We start from the raw sequence: 16,923 nt of genomic DNA, 5'->3' as shown, positions 1-16,923 counted from the left end.
TAGAGGGTCATGAAGCTTTGAAGTTGAAAATGGGGCGTATGACAGAATCGATGTTTACCGTATCTCCGATATTGGCAATAATTTCGTCGGCCGGTTTATAGACCATCGGGGATTCATCGCGGGTGAAGTCATTGACCGACTCGGAATATATGCCCTGCATAGAAGCCTTGAAGTCGTCAATTGAAATTTTCTGATATGCCTGACTACGGCTCAACACACGCCCGGCACCGTGGGGTGCCGAACAGTTCCAGTCGGAATTTCCCTTGCCGGTGCAAAGCAACGATCCGTCGCGCATGTTAAGCGGAATGATGCACCGTTCGCCCTCCAAAGCAGAAATCGCCCCCTTGCGGATGATGTTGTCGTCGCTTATGTAGTTGTGGACCGATTCAAACTCTTCGGTCACCTCTACGTCAGGGAAAAATTTCATGAGCAGACGAGATATGAGCTTACGGTTGAGCACGGCCCAGCGCTGACACAGACGCATGTCGTGTAGATATTGTCGGCGCATCTCGCCTTCGACATAACAGAGCGCGGGCGGAAGTGACGGCACAGCCATCCGGCGCTCCTTGCGCATTTTCCTAATGACAGCCTGTAGCTCCGACCGGCGTCCGGCAGCCTTGTATTCCTCAATAGTACGTCTGACTGATTCCTCAAATTCATCTTCTCCGGCGATCAAGTGCCTGACCGCACGAGCCTGATAGATGTCGGCCACCTGCTTGCCGAGATTTCGCGATCCGGTGTGAATCACGAGATAGACGTTACTTTCCTCATCCTTGTCAAGCTCGATGAAGTGATTCCCTCCGCCGAGAGAACCTATGGCTTTCTTTATGCGTGCGGTGTCCTTAAGCTCACGGTAGCAATAGAGTTCGGTCAGGAGCTGCTTTGCCTCACGATAGATATCCATCTCGTCCACGCCGAGAGGAGTGAACCCGTATTTATCCTCACGCACCCTCATGCCTGAGGGTATGTTGGCAAGAATATGTTCATTGAAAGCATGGTAGTCGATGTCAGAGAGACGGCCGAGCCTGAGTATGCGCATACCGCAGCCGATGTCCACACCGACGATGTTGGGGATAACCTTGTCGCCAAGGTCGCCGGTGAAACCGATTACGCATCCTGCGCCGGCGTGTACGTCCGGCATAATGCGTATTTTCTTGTCGGAAAACACATCGATTGAGAGCAGTTCATTAATCTGGGCCAAGGCATTGGCCTCAATGTTGTCAGTGAAAATCTTCACGTCGTGACCGTCTATTGTCTTCATAATTCAAAGTGTATTTATAATTATGAGGGCAAAGTTAGGCAGTGGGTGCGCAACCATTCTGCGCACCTGATATTTTTCTGCATTTTTTTAATTATCCATCCGGAAAATCCGCTATAAAACCCGCAATCCGACAGTTTTTCTTTTCCGAAGCACATAAATAATTACAAGACTGAAGATTGGACACGGCCTTACAAATTTCAGATTTGGAAGATTTATTATTTACGAGACTCTTGATGTTCCTCCCAAATAACAGTGGCAAGATACTTGTCGCTTCGACAATGCAAATCAGCAATACCGTCTTCTATCAATTCCGATGTGTCGGATTGGTAGTATATATCAGCAGCCTCTTGTAAGGACAGTCCGTAGAGGTCGCTCAAGCTCTTTATGATATTGGCACTTTTGCCGGCATGAAAAGCCAAGTTACTTTCTTCGGTCATAGTTGTCTGCTTTCTATATGTTTCAAACAATCGTCAAGCATCTTCTGCGATCGGATACAATACTGGATATTTGGTCGTTCATATTTGAGCAACCCTAATGCTTTATCCTCCGACAATTCTCCATCGAAATATCTGTCAAGCGTTTGAATAACCTTGTCGTTGGCTATACCTCCGATTACGAGATCAAAATCAGAAACATCATTCCCGGCACGACAGCTGGCCACAAAATCGAGCCAATCCTTATCATAACTGTCGAGTTCCAAAATTTTCCATTCCGAACTGTTAAATTCAAATTCGTAGGCGTTCAACCAAGCCTCTCGCTGACGCCGGATGAATCGTTGCCCATATCTGACGGCCTGTTCATGAATCGAGGTCAGATAAAAACCTTTGCCGAAATCAAGATAATCCCGAGAATAGATAATATCAGGCTTAATAACTGACACATTGGATGAATGATATAGTTTCATTGTGGCAGCACTCCTTTCTCTCTCATATAGTCAATGAGATCTTCAACAAGATAACGTGAACTAAAAGTATGCAACACATCATAGGACGGCACGATATAACCATAGAGTATGCCCGACAGCTTTAGCCTCCGATATACCTCCCGCTGGCTTATCTTCAGCACCTGCGAGAGTTTGCAGATACAATATGTTACAAATTCAAGTGTCTTAGTATCCATTGTAATAGCCATGACATTCGCATTATATACTTAGGTTGCAAATTTAATCATTTTCGGTTAGATTTTCGGTATTAAACACTCGAATTCTGTGGCTGTTCCGCGAAAAGTAAGGTTTTACGGGAGTTAATCGAGGGACAACAGATTTAAAATGGAATTGGAGTAATGATAATGCAACAGCAGATTCAATCATCCTTCCGGCTTATTCACGGTAGCGGTCGGCGGCCTTGATGACGCTTTCGGCCACTTTCACACGAAGCTCAGGTGGTGCAATGACTTCGGCATGACCTCCATAGCCGAGAATCAGACGCACAAGCTCGTTATTGATGACGACCTTCAACGAAATCCTGATGCTACCGTCATCGAAGCGCTGTTCCACTTTCTGCGAGCGGTGAAAAGGCTTTGACTCGATATATGGTGCCTGCGTGGAGTCTATGTCTATCACAACGTGTCGGGGCTTGTCACCAATCTGACGGGTCACACCGATGGTGTCGTCAAAAAGTGTTCCGGGTCAAATCCGGCGCATTTTCTGAAAGGATGCTCATGGTCGAATTTGACCGAATGGATGCGGTCGAGCGCGAATATGTTGACATGCGGTGCGCGGTTTGTCGACTTCTCCCCTACGAGAAACCAACGGTTACGATATTCTTTCAAAAGATAGGGATAGACGGTCAGGGTGTCAGGGCGCGAGGCTTTGAACGACTGATATTCAATCGTAATTGTCCGATGTTTACGAACAGCATCGTATATCATGCCTATGAACCGCTTTCCGCGGTAACCGTCGACATGTTCCATATCCATCGCCGGGACTGACGCTCCTGTCTGGCGAGAAATCTGCTCGTTGAGTTTACTGATGGTCTCGATTGACGAGGCCAGCTGAGGAAAGCACTGAAGCTGACGGAGAATATCAAGGGCAGAATTGAGCGCATCAAGCCCCTCGTCGTTAAGCGGGAGATGGGTTATGGTGAAATCAGGGTCTTCGTATTCGTAATATTTATTGTCGCGCACGACAATCGGTGCGTTGTAGCCGAGCCGGTCACTGCGCATCAGCGCGAGATCGTTTTGAAATGTGCGCCGGCTGACGGGATTGGCCCTCCCCTCGAACTCCGCCAGCGCATCTGTGCATGCTTCAATAAGATCGTTGATTGTCCATCGTCGATAACGGTTATGAAGACAACGATCAATGGTTGAAATCCTGATGAGTGTGGCTCGGTTGATTGGCATAGGAATTTATCTGCAACATGATCATTATCCCGCAAAAATAGTCATTTTCTAATACCGCGCAAAGTAAATGCGCACATAACCGCGACTAAGGGGTGTTTCATAACAAATGCTGAACATCCTCTAAATATCTGTCCATGAATGAAAATCCAGCCGGACAGCATCGGGGTGCTGACCGGCCGGAGCAATTAATTAAGCTATTCCACAGAAGTTTAAGAGGGTGTCTCAAAACAAGGGACATCAATAGTTTTCGGCATGGACTTCAAAGTAGCTTTGGGCATGGAAGCATACGGGGCAGACCTCGGGAGCTTCAGTGCTTATGCAGATATGTCCGCAGTTACGGCATTCCCACACTGTGACACCGCTCTTGCGGAATACTTCGTGAGCCTCAACATTGCGCAGCAACGCACGATAGCGCTCCTCATGGTGCTTTTCAATCGCGGCCACCCCACGGAACTGTTCGGCCAAGGCGTGGAAGCCCTCCTCATCGGCATCCCGGGCAAAACGGTCATACATGTCGGTCCATTCGTAGTTCTCACCTTCAGCCGCATGGAGAAGGTTGACAGCCGTGTCAGCGCTCACTCCGCCGAGAGCCTTACACCATAATTCTGCATGCTCCTTCTCATTGTCGGCAGTCTTAAGGAAGAGTGCCGCAATCTGCTCGAAACCGTTTTTACGTGCCACGGAAGCGAAATAGGTGTATTTGTTACGCGCCATGCTCTCGCCGGCAAACGCCTCCTGAAGATTTTTTTCGGTCTTAGTTCCGGAATACTGATTGGTGGGCCGGTCGGCCACACTGTCGGTAATCTCAACTTTCTCAAAATCAGATGCCGGATGCTTGCAGACGGGACAGACGAAACCGTCGGGCAGCTCGTCGCCGACATATTCGTAGCCACACACCTTGCAGCGCCACACGGTGTGGCCGTTCTGCACGTCGGATGATGGCTGAGGCTTTGGTTTTATGTGTTCCTGATAGTAGCAGTAGGTTGCCGACGGGACATCGGAAAGCGTCTTCATCTCCGTCACCTCACCGATAAACATCATGTGGGTTCCGAGATTGACCGTCTTATCGACTTTGGCACTGATATAGGCATTCGTGCCCTCAGTCACAGCCAGAGTGCCGTTGGCGACGCGCTCACATCCGGTGAAATCCTTGAATTTGTCGACCTGACGGCCTGACTGGAAGCCGAAGCGCTGAAAGAGGGAGAAACAGACCTTTTCGCTTATGACAGAAGCCGTGAAGATGCCTGATTTTTCAATCATCTCACAAGTGAGGTTCTGCTTGCATATGCACAGCGAAACCTGATTGGGGCTGGCGGTAACCTGCGCAAGAGTATTTGATATACAGCCATTGTCGCGACCATCGACATTTGTCGTGACGACATAGAGTCCGTAGGGAATCTTGAACATTGCATTTTCCATAGGAAAGTATTTTTAATAAAACAATAGATTTGTATTTCTTTTATAACATTTCACGGGCAGTTTTTACTCGGATCAGTGGCGGATATATTTCAACAGGGCAAATAAAAGCCGGACGACCTGAATGGTCTCCGGCTTCCGGCAAGGGAGTGTCGACACGTTCAAGTGTCGAGAGTCTTACCGTCGGGGTATGATATCTTACCCGTCGAAATCTCATAAATTATAATAGTGTCGTGCATCGTGAGTTTATAGTATGTCTTGTCGCGACTCATCGCATAGACATCGGCCTGCTGCTCGATGCCCTGAAGATAGTTGAAGAGTGCGGGCGGGAGCTGATTGTAGACGATGACTTCGGGAAGGCGCACGCCGTTGCCATCGATGAATGTCCATGAATATTCCGTGTCGAACGAAAGCGATGCGCCGTTGGTGATTTTCACTTTATAGCCGGAGTCGTTCTGAGAGAAGCTCTTCACACCGCTTCCGGATAATATTGTTCGATAAACGATGTGATCGGGGTAGGAATTTCATCCCATTCGTTGTTTGAACACGCACCCATAAAGAGGAGTATAACGAGCAGAGACAAAAGAGTAAGCTTTTCAAGACGTTTCATAGGCAAAAAGAGGATAAAAACAGGTGAATAATCATTGTATTTCCTTTAGAATTGTAAACATTTTTTAGTCCACAAAAGTTGAGTGATGGAAATGTTAAATGTCATCACGGGATGCAGGACGTAGCAAGGTAAATCCTCGCAAAGCCGTTGAATCAATCAAAAACAATAAGGCTGAATTAACCAATGCCTGAAGCGCAGGGGATAGTATAAATTCGGTTCTCAGTGTTGCTTAACAAGTGATAAAATAGCATAAGCTTCGCTAAACCGGCCAACAAGTCGAGCGTCAAAACGGTTTTTATTGAAAAATAATCAATCAGACTGCCTGTAAAGGAAATGGCCATGCAGACTACAGACTGTTCGAAAAAATATTTTACACTATTATGGATAGAAAAATCAAGCTCTCCGACCTTAAGTCGGCCGTTCAAGAAGCCTACGACAATCATAAAAATGACATGGGCGGAACTCCAAGTCCCAAAGTAGCAGACATGAATCAGGGAATGTTCGGCATTTCGGTCCGTCTGACTGACGGGACGAAATTTGATGTCGGGCACAGTCAGGCCCAGTTTGCAATGGGCGCGATTTCACGTCTGCCAATTGCGATACAGCTACTGACCCAGATGCAGCCAGCTGATCTTGTGAAAAAAATGGGTCTCGGCCACAAGGGCTGTGGCTGTGGATGCGGACCTAAACCCGACGAACCCAAACAGAAAATCAAGGGCATGCACGCAAAGGGAGTCCGCGCGGCAAGCCTTGTGGAGCCGGTCGGTGATTTTGACGGAAAAATGGATATCTTATCCAACCTTATGATCGGGCTGATGGGCTCATCGCCGGTGCTTGACGATAAGCTCTATGAAGCCACACAGCAGAAGGCAGCTGAAAAGAACATAGTAAACTCATTTGCCGAAACCGGCTATGAACTTTATGACGAGGCCGGACTGTCGGTCAATCTCTATAACCGTCTGCGTTCAATGCTCGTCACCACCGAACAGCTTGCTGAAATGGGTGCGACCATAGCAGCCGACGGTGTCAATCCGGCCACACAAGCCGTTGTGTTCGACGGAGAACTGTCGGCTACCGTATGTGCGATGATGGCAGCCAAAGGCCCGAAACATATGGGCAAGCCATGGCTGATTATGACAGGCGTCCCGGCAATGTCGGGATTCGGAGGCGGATTCGTAGCCGTCGTTCCCGGACTTGGCTCAATCGCCGCATTCTCACCCGAGTTGAACGAGGCCGGAGTCCCGATGAAGGCTGCAAGAGCTATCAAAGACATAGTGACCTCTCTGCAGCTCAGCGCTTTTTCAAGCGCCCGCGTAGACATCGAGTAGCACAAAGACAAAGATATACACATCTAATTGCATTGAGAAACACACACACCAAGAGGACCAGATCAAAAGCCAACCCTGAAATCAGGACATGGTGATTAAGGAATCCTCGACACACATTCGGTGGCGAAACCGTCGGCCTCCCCATCTGCGGAAAGCCGAGGGTTTCGTTTTTTTGTAATGACCGGTGATGAAGAGATGGAGCGACGTTGCTCCGATATTTTGACTGTTCGGCTAAAAAGGTGTAAATTTGCGCATGAAATTTTCAGACCGACTTTCTCTTTTCGGCTCTCAGGCAGCATCATCGGCCAAGAGCCTGATAAAAGTGGCCCTGCAGTCACACGGAGCGCATATCAGCAAAGCCAAAAGCGCAGCCGACGGAAAGGCACTCATCATTATGGGCAACGGACCGTCGCTTGCAGACGTTATCGCCAGACACGGACGAGAGCTGTCGCAGGCTGTCACGATGGCGCTGAACTTTGCTGCGAACGCCGAGGAGTTCAAATCGCTGCGGCCAGATTTCTATCTCATGGCCGATCCACATTTTTTTACCGGGAGAGCCGATGACCCTAATGTCGAAAGGTTATATTCACGTCTCAATACGATTGTCGACTGGCCAATGACGCTCTATGTCCCCTCAGGCCATTCGTCAAAGAGTCTCGGTTTAGACAACGGGCATATCATCGTGGAGACATTCAATTTTGTAGGCGCGGAAGGATTCGGCTGGCTGACAGACTATCTCTACAGTCATGGTCTGGCGATGCCTCGCCCGAGAAATGTGCTCATACCGGCAATAATGACGGCTATGCTTGCCGGATTCAGTGAAATATACCTTACCGGCGCTGACCACGGGTGGCTCAATACGCTGAGTGTGACCGACAACAACGAGGTGGTGAGCATACAGCCGCATTTCTATAAGGATAACGCGGAGGAGAAAAAGCGGGTGGCATCGGTGTATCGCGACGTGCGTCTCCACGACATATTGCTGAGTTTTCACCTTGCGTTCAAATCGTATCACGCGCTTGAGGCTTATGCCCGCGACAGGGGATGTCGTATCTATAATTCCACCCCCGGCTCTTTTATCGACGCATTCGAGCGCCATAAACTGCCGTTCGAAATCTCGGATGGCAAAAGAGCCGGTTAAAACCCAACAGACTGTTTTTCAGGGGAGAATCCGGACGAACGTCGCAATTCCCCACTATAGGTGTCTTTCGATGAATCTGAATCCGGACTTTTAAAATATTTCACTCAATATTTTTTGGAATAAAAAAGACGGTGATTAAAAAATTTTTTATACCTTTGCACCGTCAAAATAAAAATCGACAATACAACAACACCAAAGGAAGGATGCCGGAGTGGTCGATCGGGGCGGTCTCGAAAACCGTTGTTCCCTTACGGGAACCCAGGGTTCGAATCCCTGTCTTTCCGCTGAATGATGAAAACCAGTTTACCCTGTACACCAAGGCAAACTGGTTTTTATCATAATAAGTTGAAAAACTTTGAATTAGCTTATCAAAGTCCGAACAAAACGCTGTACAGTTTATGGTCGGTTAAGCAGTGTCAGGCTAAAAACAATTAACGATGTGCATGATTTGTGACGCAAAAAATCGGCAATAGTTAATTGATTAAAAGCAACGTAATGATCACCATCAACTATCAGATGTTCGGAAACAAAGGTTTCCAACTCCGGTTAAGGCTTTATCAAGACGGAGAAACGAAGTTTATCAATGTCACAAAGCTGCTGAAAGGTTCAATACAGAAAAGACATTGGAACCAGAAGAAACAGCTTTTTATCCCAAGTTGTCCCTTCAGTGATGAGAACAACTCAATTCTCGTGCAATTCCGGCAAAAATATGATGAGGCGGCAATCAATTGGACAGGAAGTGTGTTTGGAATGATTGCCGCTATGGAGACTGCAAGGCAGGATAATGCCGGCACCCCCACTGTCTCGCAGTTTATCCAATCTGTGATAGATGACCTCAACAAAAGGAAACATTCTGACGGAACAACAAAAGGCAGTTTTGAAGTTTATCAGAAATGTGAACGTAGGCTTCAGGAGTTTTGTAAGGCAAAAAAAATAAAATATGAGAAATTGCTAATTACAGAACTTACCCCGGGATTCATCGACAGCACGTTTGAGTGGATTGAAAAATCACGGGCTGGCAAGGGTAAGAATTATGTTTCAACCATGTTGCATTCTATAATCGTAAAAGCGGAGAAGGCGGGACATCTTAAATTCGAGGACTTTAAAGATTGCAGCTGGTGGAAGAAAAAACGTGGCAGCGCACATAAGTTTAACACACTCACTGAGAAGCAATGTCAGCAATTTGCCAATCTTGATCTTGCGGAAGTTTCCACATCCCCATTGAATGAGCTGTATCGTGATTTCTGTCTGTTTATTCTTTATACCGGTCAGTCCGCCTGTGATGCCATATCTCTTAGATATTCGGACATACAAAAAATAGGAGGCATCAGCCACTTTGTGTTTAAGCGCAGGAAGATTTCAGAGAAACAGTCGGTTCCTTGTTCTGTTCCTATTAATCAGGAGCTTGACCGGATTATGCTAAGATGGCGGCAATACTCTAAGGATGGTTATATTTTCCCTATACGAAATAAGGAAAAACTAAAAACGCAAACCACCAATAATGGTGATATAAAACACTTTATAGGGAAATTGAATTATTGGTTAAAAAAAGTGGGAAAAGCCATAGGCTGTTCTTTCCCTCTACATACGTACACATTTCGTCACACTGCAATAACCCATTATATCAGCAAAGGCGTACCGGTGATATATGTGGCGAATATGATGGGAACCAGTGTTGATAACTGTGAGAAGATTTATTACAATAATCAGGGGGACGCTTCCAGCCGGAATAAGGTACTGGCAGCGATGAAGTTCTAAAGAATGGGGGCGGTCAATTAATGACTACCCCCATTTCTCATTTGTTCGGTCGTTGGAAAGTGTATTGTATATTACAATCCTGACAGTGGTTGCGGAAGATTTTGAATGTCTTCCACATCTAAAGTTATAGTGATGGGCCATTGGGTTGTTTGGAATTTCATTGTTTTACTGTGGGTTATGAGTGTATTCAAAATAAAGTGAATCCTTCACCATTTCCACCCGGTATTTCTCAGATTGCTTTTCAGCATTGTGATATGCCAATCCAGCACCACAAAGACTTCCAAGCCAAAAGAAAAATATAGCGGTAGAAAAGAAATATACCCAATATTGTATATGTTTCTTTTTCATCTTTGATTTATTTCATCAGACTCCAGTCTAAAACTGATCGTGTATGTTTTTTAAGTTCTGAGGTTGATAAAACTCCATCTCAGCCATCACCTATCCCTTTGTGATAGATAACTTCACTGTTGGGCTTACCCATATTAAGGGTAAGAGTTAGACCTCCCCATCTGTAGCGAGCATAGATGTATTGCCCCATTGTGGTATATAGATCCCACTGGCTCGGACAAGCCGAACAAGTTTTTACACAACTTTTGATTTTGAATTTCTTTTTCATGTTATTCAATTTAGCGAGTTTGATTTTACTGATGTAGCCGCATTGACAACGATATTCCGCTTCTCCAGTGGAGTCAAAATGACAAAGTGTATATTTTACTTCCTGGCAGCAAGGACATCGAAGAACAATGGTCTGAGGATATTTGCGAAATCTACGGTTACTCATTCCCCTCAGTTTTATTATGTGGTGGAATAGACATCCAATGTGTAGGCCGTATCAATCTCCCGGTTTCTGTGATATACCAGTCCTCGCCATCGTAATAAGCTACGACATATCCATGTTCGTATGGGTAATCAACCAGCACATCCTCATCAATGGGAGGATAATCTGTTGCATCACGCCATTGGTTTTTAATTGCAGCTTCATGCCCTGCCATATATCCGTCTGCGACTACATTTTCAAGCCATGTTTCTTTCACGAAACCTTGTCGATATAATGTTTTTGCAACAGGATAAGCATATTCATGAGCTCGTGTTTCAAGCGTTTTGAGTTCCTTTTCCATATTCTTGGATTTTTATAGTTCCTTTTGTATAGTTTATTGTTACGAGACTTTTCTCATACTTCCAGTATTTCTTGCGGAGCTTATTGAAACAGCGTTTATTCAAAGGAATACCTATTGAATAGTAATGTTGGAGTTCTCTGCTTCGGAGGTCAAGTATCTTGTATTCTGGATTGACATTATCCAGAATTGTATTTCCTATATATGGCACATAGAAATTCGCGGTATAATTCTGGAATGTATATGGCAGTTGTTCACGTTTAACTTTAAGAATCCCACAAAGTTCTTTATAGGAGTAGATTTTTAATTGGAGATTTACCGGATTTTCGCAGTCACACATTACGCAATTTGCCACATGCCATTCATCTCTAAAATTGTTAAGATGATAATTTGTGAGATACTGTTTGGAGTAAGATGACTTAAAAAGGCTGGTATCGCAAATCTGAATGATTGCACTTTCAGTTGAGGACCCAAAGGATCTGGCGTTTTCGTCCTCTATGCACATAAAAACTATATCTGCTGAGAAAACTACCTCATAAAGGCTTTCAACATTGTCAAATAGTATCTTATTTAGTTCCTCTTCATCAGCCCTCATTCTTTCACGAGTATAGGCTTCATCCAGTAGTTTTTGTTTGTTTCTACGCTGTTCTTCCTTTTGAGACCAGATAGCGATTTTCCTTATCTCATCTACGGTACACAGTTCTCCAGCCTCTATATATTGTGCAACAGCCTTTGTAGGGTCAATCTTGATAAGCTCAGTAGAAGTTGGATAAATAATACTGTTTATCCGTTCTTCATTGGCTTCCTGATTGATTTTTACAAAAATATCATCGACATTTTCTAAGGTTTTGCCATTACCCAGAAGCTTGACATTCTCCCCGGCTAAACCGATTCTCTTCAGATCAAATTGCTTCATAGGGATGACATTATATATCAATTCTTCTATAATCAATTTAATCAGAATCTTACTTGCCGGAGGTAGAAAATCCCTCATAGACTTTATATAGACCTCGGAACTATTTTCCTTGGCTACGGCTTTTGACTCTTTACGCCATTCCTCAATGTGATCCAATAGGCCATAAGGAAGCTGAATATTGTCAAAAGCCTCTTCACGCCATCTATAAGGGTTTCTGGTGTTTTCGCGGAACTGGGGATTGGGCATAGTCGGTTTGTCTGTAACCAACCATATCTTATCCTTGTATTGGATTGTTATAATGAAGTGAGAGAAAGCCAATTCTCGGTCAATTTTCAAAGCCAGACGAGCATAGCATATATCCTCTTCCTGGCCTTTATTTGTCCCAATACATAGGTTTATATCATCTGAGATACAAAGTGCGTCAGAAATAGAATATGGCGTTGTGTGGCCTATGCTGAGAGTGGTATTGGAAGCATTACCAAAATTATATAACTGGAGTAACTTGGATTGAACAGATTTCTTGGCTGCATCAACCCATTCATAACTAAACTTATTGAGAAAGTCATCAGTTTTTTCTTCTTCTTTCAGGAGTTCATTATTAAAAAGATATTCCCGAAAATACTTTTTCTCTTCGGCGGCCCATATCATGTAATCTTTGAAAATAGTATGAGCTTCTAAAAGAATAGAGCCTAATTCTTTACATTCCCCGATAAGCCTATCAAAATTATGAGAGAGTCTTATCTCAGATAAGAAGTTTTTTAAGAATGTTACTTCCTTTTCATAGGCAATGCCATACTCTCCACTCTGAATATTATTATTGATTGCGAAGAGATCTTTAGCATTTATATATGTGCCCAATGTCCCTTTGAAAGATGACTGTTCTGTCAATTCTTTCAAATTGCAGCCAGTCATTTCTTCAAGAAATTGAAGAATACTGGAAACAACTGGTTTTAGCTCATAATTTTGCATTGGTAGTAACTTTATATTGTTGGAGTATATTTTGGTTCTGGAGGCTCTGGAGTTTCCCACTGGGGATGTCGATGCCCATGTATCAGTTCACATATTTTTCGCGCAAAGAATCCTGCTCGATGACACTCACGATTGAAATCTTCATCAAGTGTCCCTTCCATTGCATAAAGAGTTTCAAGATGTTCTCTTACCTCATCAGCTTCTTTAAGAGTTAAGGATATTCTGTTATTGTCACGCTTCATTTTCTTCACTATCGTTTAATGGCACTTCATCAGTTGTATCTCTCCAGATTTCCTCATCGGTTGGCCGGTCAGGATTGCACAAAATCCTTTCCTGAAACTCTGTCTGTTCTTTGGGGACTTCGGAGGCTTTGATATTTGGTACTGGCGTGAGTTTGATTTCAACGCAAAGTGGCTCGGAACCATATTGAACCTCCGGGAATAAGTCTGGAGGCAATAAGTTGAAATTATCAGACATACTGGGATGGCTATGGGTCAGCTTTAGTTCTCCTGATAAACCCCGTGATACATATCCAAGCATAACAAAAGATGTAGGTTCATTTTTGGCTGGGAAAAGTGGACCACAGTATTTATAGAAATTCTGTTTCATAGCCTCAAACTCTTCTTTTGTATATGGATGATTTTGTCTGAAAAGAAGCATTCCATCATAGGGCTTGGGTTGAGTATCTTTAGCCATAATTGGATCTCTTTAGTTTTTTGTCCGTTTGAATATTCTTTTCACGATATTTCTAAAGAACTTGAATTTCTTTAGACGTTTTTCAGATGCTTGGAGTTTCGGATTTGAAACATTCCCTTGCGCATCCAATATCTCATCAGATAAAATATAGTGGTATCTAACACAATACGGGGTAATTTCCACCATATAATCTATATAGGCGAATTTGCCTCCATCACCTGCATTTCCGATGAAAATCTTATCACCACTTTTAAGATCTCGATTCCCCCAATAATAGCCATGAACTCTATCATCTGGATGAAAAGTAACAATATTATGTTCTCTATTTATCCAGCCGTCATTACACCGATATGCCTTTACGCCCAATTCCATCATTTTTGCATGGAACGCATCACATTCAGCATAAAATTTTTTGTCAGCTCTTATGATATCGTCGAGAACTGAGAGATCATGCACAATGGTTGTTTGTCCGTATCGACCTCGTATCGTTACACTCATTTTTCTGCCTCTTGATGATATTCATCTTCAAACATATCACACACTATATCTACAAGACCGTCAATGAGACCAAAATCTTCACTATCGCCATGCTCTAACGTCAGTTGGCACAGTTCTTGGGCTTTTGCCTTTGGAACAATACAGTGATCTCTCAGAATGACAGCGATCGTATCTTCAAGTTCTTCAGCTTTACGTTCTTTAGGATCTACGCTCCACCAAAGATGAGAGTTATAAGTCTTATCTTCATTGTATAGAATGGCAGCCACTTCAGTTGCCAATGCCTTTATTTCTTCGGTATTCATATCTTTTTCTGATGTTTGAGTCTGGTAATAGCATCCTTCTTAGAGAATGCCATTACCTTATGACCTTTGATTGAAAACTCTCGCAACTGGCGACTATCTACTGCTTTTACTGTAGTCTTATTAAACCCATTCCTGGAATCAGGGGCTGGATAACGCTTACGCTCACCATAGCGATAAAAGTTATCAGCATATTGAGCCTGTATAGCGGCAGCTCCTAACATTGCTAAAAGAAACTTACTACTATTTTTCATTTTGTGAGAGATTTGATAAGACGGTTGATAGCATTGCCGATTGAGCAGCTTCTGAGGTGGGATAATACTCATCAGAATCATCATATTCAGATGTTTCCAGATTTAGCCAATCCGCAAACCAATCACGAGCGATATAACGATAATTGGCACGGATATTTATATGCTTATTCTCTCGTAACCATTTGATTGCAGAACTGAGAGGGAATAGAAAATAACCAGCCCCTTCCTCGTGGTAGTAGAGTTTTTCAGTTCCCATTCCTAAAGTCAGTAGAGCGTCTGTTTGCTTTAATGTGCAAAGCTCTTCTCTATCAAAGTATAAATCTTCGTGCATATTCTGTGAAATTAGATGGAGACATAATACTTTTTTACAAATTCATCCATCTGCCGGCGAGCCTCTGCTTTAGCTTCTTCAGCAGAAGTGAAATAGTCCACCGGCACTTCAACCTTATGGATGACCTTACGCACAAGGCGCTTCAGAAAGCGTGTTCGACGCATATAAAATACTTCGCCGAGTGCGACGAGTTCCATATAGTCAAATGTGTTATGACAAACATGGGCTATATCTACGGAGGTTACAAGTTGTTTCTTCATTGTTCAGAGTAATCTTTACATGGCTTCTTACGAGCCGTTATACGTTTATGAGTCTTGAAACAGTACATTGTCTTATCTTTCATCACATCATAATGCTTACAGTGAGAGCAATGCGGTATGAGTACAAGAGGGAGGGTTTCATCGTCTTTTGGAGTAGCATCTCGAATTTCAGTCCAGCCAATGCCAACCCATTGAAAAACTTTACCACCCATAACGATACAGAAGTCTGCATCAACAATACATTGAGGCGGGTTTACCGACATCTTGATGTTGCCTCTCAATCCAAAGATGTCAAAATACTTTACTTTCATTTTGATGGTTCCTCAAATCCTAATAAGTTTCGTGCAACCTGTATTTTGATATTATCGGTTGTAAGAAATTTCTTCCCCAAAGCGCACTGACAACAGGGTTTTGCGTTTCTGAGATTGTTGAAAATTTCAAGCCAATAATTATCATTGACATTACCGAATGAAGGACAAAGATGAGACTCTGAGAGGTGTACGTTGCCCTTGTAGTCCACGCAAGGCTTACACATTATACCGGGTTGACGATCTAAGCCAGAGAGCCTTCTTGTTGGGCTTGTTTGCTTAAATAGCAGGTGTCCGTTCAAGCATGACATGTGGTAACGATTGTTAGCGACCTCTGCCTGAGCCTGCTCATTGGTTTTGGCCCTTCCTAAATCCTGCATACCCTGAATATCACTGGTATCTACCATTACTTTGGGAATGGCATTGATTTCATTCTTGTGTTCAAGTATAAAAGGAGCGTCCTTATACCATTTAGGATTAGTATAGACTTGCATACCGACATAATGGTCGAGTTTGGCCAGCTTTTCCATTTCGTCTTTGCGCTCAGGAAACCATGTACCGTTAGAAGTTATAGTGAAGGCCCCTACTTCTTTACTGCCTTTGATGAAGCGGTTTAGGGCTTCGCAAAACTCATAGAACTGAGGATGTTCAGTTGGCTCTCCACCGGTTATAATGTAGGAACACACGCCTAAGAATCGAGCAAATCTAAGGGCGTTTTTGAAGGTGGCCATATCCATGTGCTCGCCTTTGGGATGGGAGCATTGCATGCAGTGAGCACAACCCTCGTAGCATTTATTTGTTATCTGTATCAGCATAATATTGAGCGATTAAAAGTTGTTTGTTTGATTCTATTTCAGATTGATCATTAATCTGATCGGAAAGGTCCTCATATTCTACGTCTATGATTTCACTCTCTCTTTTGAATTTGTTGATTTCATTCAAAAGAGAACTAAAAGGGTTCAAAAAGACACCTGTGTATCCAGAGCATAAATCGGTATATTTCATAAATTTACTTTCTATCAAAGTCAGCAGGAATCTCGCCCCATTGACGATTATCCCATTTAACTATCTCAATCTCATCTACCCAATAAGCCATAGCTCTCAGATATATCTCAGCTTTCATCAACTTGGCGTTTCGCTTGCCGGATGCAGTACGTTTGTTCTTGAACCAGCTTATAGCAGTTGTACTATCTGAGAAGATGACTTTAGGTTGAAAGTCATGGTCGATGATGTATTTGACAGCCTCAACTATTGCAAGGAACTCACCGATGTTTATGGTCTGATTACCAAGATCGGTATAGAAGAGTGTTTTACCAGTTTTTAGGTCAACCCCCTGAAATTCTGTCTTGCGATTCTTCATTGAATGGGCTGCATCGACCGCTATGCCCTCGTTGAGACTTATCATATCAAGATAGTTATTTTA

26 protein-coding genes, 1 tRNA gene and 1 pseudogene are annotated in these 16,923 nt (G+C 43.7%); 4 read left to right on the top strand and 24 right to left on the bottom strand.

Going from position 1 to position 16,923, the window contains the following annotated elements; translation table 11 throughout:
- Positions 1-7 precede the first annotated feature (7 nt).
- From E7747_RS11380 to E7747_RS16630, 10 genes and pseudogenes are all read right to left on the bottom strand, one after another.
- Positions 8-1,261 carry an RtcB family protein gene (locus tag E7747_RS11380; RefSeq protein ID WP_136416050.1) on the bottom strand — a complete coding sequence of 418 codons (1,254 nt, stop codon included), beginning with the start codon at positions 1,259-1,261 and terminating at the stop codon, positions 8-10.
- Between the two features lie 215 nt (positions 1,262-1,476).
- Complete coding sequence (locus tag E7747_RS11375; RefSeq protein WP_123615770.1) at positions 1,477-1,698, bottom strand: DUF3791 domain-containing protein; 222 nt, start codon at positions 1,696-1,698, stop codon at positions 1,477-1,479.
- Positions 1,695-2,141, bottom strand: a complete 447-nt coding sequence (locus E7747_RS11370; RefSeq protein WP_262710042.1) for a DUF3990 domain-containing protein — start codon at positions 2,139-2,141, stop codon at positions 1,695-1,697. Before E7747_RS11370 ends, E7747_RS11375 begins: the two co-directional genes overlap by 4 nt.
- 20 nt (positions 2,142-2,161) lie before the next feature.
- Entirely contained in the window at positions 2,162-2,380 is a 219-nt protein-coding gene (locus E7747_RS11365) for a DUF3791 domain-containing protein (protein ID WP_123615792.1), read from the bottom strand.
- A gap of 199 nt (positions 2,381-2,579) precedes the next feature.
- Positions 2,580-2,858, bottom strand: coding sequence for a helix-turn-helix transcriptional regulator (locus tag E7747_RS17275; RefSeq protein ID WP_168185319.1), 279 nt, complete (start codon positions 2,856-2,858; stop codon positions 2,580-2,582).
- Positions 2,855-3,601, bottom strand: coding sequence for a helix-turn-helix transcriptional regulator (locus E7747_RS17270; protein ID WP_136416045.1), 747 nt, complete (start codon positions 3,599-3,601; stop codon positions 2,855-2,857). The genes E7747_RS17275 and E7747_RS17270 overlap by 4 nt, the downstream gene beginning before the upstream one ends.
- A 237-nt stretch (positions 3,602-3,838) precedes the next feature.
- Positions 3,839-4,513: a rubrerythrin gene (gene rbr / locus E7747_RS17020; protein WP_228449315.1), complete on the bottom strand. Its 675-nt coding sequence runs from the start codon at positions 4,511-4,513 to the stop codon at positions 3,839-3,841.
- Between the two features lie 54 nt (positions 4,514-4,567).
- Positions 4,568-5,008: pseudogene (locus E7747_RS17015) on the bottom strand (flavin reductase family protein); the annotation flags it as partial.
- 170 nt (positions 5,009-5,178) lie between these two features.
- Positions 5,179-5,490, bottom strand: a complete 312-nt coding sequence (locus E7747_RS11345) for a PepSY-like domain-containing protein (RefSeq protein WP_168185318.1) — start codon at positions 5,488-5,490, stop codon at positions 5,179-5,181.
- A complete protein-coding gene (locus E7747_RS16630; RefSeq protein WP_168185317.1) occupies positions 5,487-5,627 on the bottom strand; it encodes a hypothetical protein in 141 nt (46 codons plus the stop codon). The genes E7747_RS11345 and E7747_RS16630 overlap by 4 nt, the downstream gene beginning before the upstream one ends.
- 380 nt (positions 5,628-6,007) lie before the next feature.
- Here E7747_RS16630 and E7747_RS11340 point away from each other — a divergent pair, with 380 nt between their 5' ends.
- The 4 genes from E7747_RS11340 (at position 6,008) to E7747_RS11325 (ending at position 9,854) form a co-directional block, all read left to right on the top strand.
- Positions 6,008-6,955 (top strand): glutaminase, encoded by a 948-nt coding sequence (locus E7747_RS11340; protein ID WP_136416039.1) that lies wholly within the window; start codon positions 6,008-6,010, stop codon positions 6,953-6,955.
- A 253-nt stretch (positions 6,956-7,208) separates the two neighbouring features.
- Complete coding sequence (locus tag E7747_RS11335) at positions 7,209-8,096, top strand: hypothetical protein (RefSeq protein WP_136416037.1); 888 nt, start codon at positions 7,209-7,211, stop codon at positions 8,094-8,096.
- A 197-nt stretch (positions 8,097-8,293) separates the two neighbouring features.
- Positions 8,294-8,380 (top strand) — tRNA-Ser (locus tag E7747_RS11330).
- Positions 8,381-8,591: 211 nt separating this feature from the next.
- A complete protein-coding gene (locus E7747_RS11325; protein WP_136416036.1) occupies positions 8,592-9,854 on the top strand; it encodes a tyrosine-type recombinase/integrase in 1,263 nt (420 codons plus the stop codon).
- Positions 9,855-10,019: 165 nt separating this feature from the next.
- Here the strand turns inward: E7747_RS11325 and E7747_RS11320 are convergent, their stop codons facing one another.
- From E7747_RS11320 to E7747_RS11255, 14 genes are all read right to left on the bottom strand, one after another.
- Positions 10,020-10,202 (bottom strand): hypothetical protein, encoded by a 183-nt coding sequence (locus tag E7747_RS11320; protein ID WP_136416034.1) that lies wholly within the window; start codon positions 10,200-10,202, stop codon positions 10,020-10,022.
- 425 nt (positions 10,203-10,627) lie between these two features.
- On the bottom strand, positions 10,628-10,972 hold the full coding sequence (locus E7747_RS11315) for a DUF551 domain-containing protein (RefSeq protein ID WP_136416032.1): 345 nt from the start codon (positions 10,970-10,972) through the stop codon (positions 10,628-10,630).
- Positions 10,947-12,854 carry a hypothetical protein gene (locus tag E7747_RS11310; RefSeq protein WP_136416030.1) on the bottom strand — a complete coding sequence of 636 codons (1,908 nt, stop codon included), beginning with the start codon at positions 12,852-12,854 and terminating at the stop codon, positions 10,947-10,949. Before E7747_RS11310 ends, E7747_RS11315 begins: the two co-directional genes overlap by 26 nt.
- An 11-nt stretch (positions 12,855-12,865) precedes the next feature.
- Complete coding sequence (locus E7747_RS11305) at positions 12,866-13,096, bottom strand: hypothetical protein (RefSeq protein ID WP_124030353.1); 231 nt, start codon at positions 13,094-13,096, stop codon at positions 12,866-12,868.
- Positions 13,086-13,550 carry a hypothetical protein gene (locus E7747_RS11300; protein ID WP_123542255.1) on the bottom strand — a complete coding sequence of 155 codons (465 nt, stop codon included), beginning with the start codon at positions 13,548-13,550 and terminating at the stop codon, positions 13,086-13,088. Before E7747_RS11300 ends, E7747_RS11305 begins: the two co-directional genes overlap by 11 nt.
- Before the next feature lie 12 nt (positions 13,551-13,562).
- Positions 13,563-14,048, bottom strand: a complete 486-nt coding sequence (locus E7747_RS11295) for a hypothetical protein (RefSeq protein ID WP_136416028.1) — start codon at positions 14,046-14,048, stop codon at positions 13,563-13,565.
- Entirely contained in the window at positions 14,045-14,350 is a 306-nt protein-coding gene (locus E7747_RS11290; protein WP_128701833.1) for a hypothetical protein, read from the bottom strand. The genes E7747_RS11295 and E7747_RS11290 overlap by 4 nt, the downstream gene beginning before the upstream one ends.
- On the bottom strand, positions 14,347-14,601 hold the full coding sequence (locus tag E7747_RS11285; RefSeq protein WP_128701834.1) for a hypothetical protein: 255 nt from the start codon (positions 14,599-14,601) through the stop codon (positions 14,347-14,349). The genes E7747_RS11290 and E7747_RS11285 overlap by 4 nt, the downstream gene beginning before the upstream one ends.
- Positions 14,591-14,932: a hypothetical protein gene (locus E7747_RS11280; RefSeq protein ID WP_128701835.1), complete on the bottom strand. Its 342-nt coding sequence runs from the start codon at positions 14,930-14,932 to the stop codon at positions 14,591-14,593. The genes E7747_RS11285 and E7747_RS11280 overlap by 11 nt, the downstream gene beginning before the upstream one ends.
- Before the next feature lie 11 nt (positions 14,933-14,943).
- Positions 14,944-15,192, bottom strand: coding sequence for a hypothetical protein (locus E7747_RS11275; protein WP_136416026.1), 249 nt, complete (start codon positions 15,190-15,192; stop codon positions 14,944-14,946).
- The gene (locus E7747_RS11270) at positions 15,189-15,503 is read right to left on the bottom strand and encodes a hypothetical protein (RefSeq protein WP_128701837.1); all 315 of its coding nucleotides are present in this window, start codon (positions 15,501-15,503) and stop codon (positions 15,189-15,191) included. Before E7747_RS11270 ends, E7747_RS11275 begins: the two co-directional genes overlap by 4 nt.
- Entirely contained in the window at positions 15,500-16,267 is a 768-nt protein-coding gene (locus tag E7747_RS11265) for a radical SAM protein (protein ID WP_262710071.1), read from the bottom strand. The genes E7747_RS11270 and E7747_RS11265 overlap by 4 nt, the downstream gene beginning before the upstream one ends.
- 25 nt (positions 16,268-16,292) lie before the next feature.
- Entirely contained in the window at positions 16,293-16,505 is a 213-nt protein-coding gene (locus tag E7747_RS11260) for a hypothetical protein (protein ID WP_128701839.1), read from the bottom strand.
- Between the two features lie 4 nt (positions 16,506-16,509).
- Positions 16,510-16,905, bottom strand: coding sequence for a ribonuclease H family protein (locus E7747_RS11255; protein ID WP_128701840.1), 396 nt, complete (start codon positions 16,903-16,905; stop codon positions 16,510-16,512).
- Between the last annotated feature and the right edge of the window lie 18 nt (positions 16,906-16,923).

The organism is Duncaniella dubosii (genome assembly GCF_004803915.1).
GTDB lineage: Bacteria > Bacteroidota > Bacteroidia > Bacteroidales > Muribaculaceae > Duncaniella > Duncaniella dubosii.
Note: the sequence above shows the minus strand (reverse complement) of the source record. Positions and strands in the feature narration are given on the sequence as shown.

Bases quoted from the DNA above. Each gene is read 5' to 3' on its own strand.
- E7747_RS11375 (WP_123615770.1), bottom strand. From the start codon at position 1,698: ATGACCGAAGAAAGTAACTTGGCTTTTCATGCCGGCAAAAGTGCCAAT.
- E7747_RS11340 (WP_136416039.1), top strand. From the start codon at position 6,008: ATGGATAGAAAAATCAAGCTCTCCGACCTTAAGTCGGCCGTTCAAGAA.
- E7747_RS11275 (WP_136416026.1), bottom strand. From the start codon at position 15,192: ATGAAGAAACAACTTGTAACCTCCGTAGATATAGCCCATGTTTGTCAT.
- E7747_RS11285 (WP_128701834.1), bottom strand. From the start codon at position 14,601: ATGAAAAATAGTAGTAAGTTTCTTTTAGCAATGTTAGGAGCTGCCGCT.
- E7747_RS16630 (WP_168185317.1), bottom strand. From the start codon at position 5,627: ATGAAACGTCTTGAAAAGCTTACTCTTTTGTCTCTGCTCGTTATACTC.
- E7747_RS11290 (WP_128701833.1), bottom strand. From the start codon at position 14,350: ATGAATACCGAAGAAATAAAGGCATTGGCAACTGAAGTGGCTGCCATT.
- E7747_RS11265 (WP_262710071.1), bottom strand. From the start codon at position 16,267: ATGCAATGCTCCCATCCCAAAGGCGAGCACATGGATATGGCCACCTTC.
- E7747_RS11260 (WP_128701839.1), bottom strand. From the start codon at position 16,505: ATGAAATATACCGATTTATGCTCTGGATACACAGGTGTCTTTTTGAAC.
- E7747_RS11295 (WP_136416028.1), bottom strand. From the start codon at position 14,048: ATGAGTGTAACGATACGAGGTCGATACGGACAAACAACCATTGTGCAT.
- E7747_RS11315 (WP_136416032.1), bottom strand. From the start codon at position 10,972: ATGGAAAAGGAACTCAAAACGCTTGAAACACGAGCTCATGAATATGCT.
- E7747_RS17270 (WP_136416045.1), bottom strand. From the start codon at position 3,601: ATGCCAATCAACCGAGCCACACTCATCAGGATTTCAACCATTGATCGT.
- E7747_RS11335 (WP_136416037.1), top strand. From the start codon at position 7,209: ATGAAATTTTCAGACCGACTTTCTCTTTTCGGCTCTCAGGCAGCATCA.
- E7747_RS11325 (WP_136416036.1), top strand. From the start codon at position 8,592: ATGATCACCATCAACTATCAGATGTTCGGAAACAAAGGTTTCCAACTC.
- E7747_RS11380 (WP_136416050.1), bottom strand. From the start codon at position 1,261: ATGAAGACAATAGACGGTCACGACGTGAAGATTTTCACTGACAACATT.
- E7747_RS11310 (WP_136416030.1), bottom strand. From the start codon at position 12,854: ATGCAAAATTATGAGCTAAAACCAGTTGTTTCCAGTATTCTTCAATTT.
- E7747_RS11255 (WP_128701840.1), bottom strand. From the start codon at position 16,905: ATGATAAGTCTCAACGAGGGCATAGCGGTCGATGCAGCCCATTCAATG.
- E7747_RS11320 (WP_136416034.1), bottom strand. From the start codon at position 10,202: ATGAAAAAGAAACATATACAATATTGGGTATATTTCTTTTCTACCGCT.
- E7747_RS11300 (WP_123542255.1), bottom strand. From the start codon at position 13,550: ATGGCTAAAGATACTCAACCCAAGCCCTATGATGGAATGCTTCTTTTC.
- E7747_RS11365 (WP_123615792.1), bottom strand. From the start codon at position 2,380: ATGGATACTAAGACACTTGAATTTGTAACATATTGTATCTGCAAACTC.
- E7747_RS11280 (WP_128701835.1), bottom strand. From the start codon at position 14,932: ATGCACGAAGATTTATACTTTGATAGAGAAGAGCTTTGCACATTAAAG.
- E7747_RS11305 (WP_124030353.1), bottom strand. From the start codon at position 13,096: ATGAAGCGTGACAATAACAGAATATCCTTAACTCTTAAAGAAGCTGAT.
- E7747_RS11270 (WP_128701837.1), bottom strand. From the start codon at position 15,503: ATGAAAGTAAAGTATTTTGACATCTTTGGATTGAGAGGCAACATCAAG.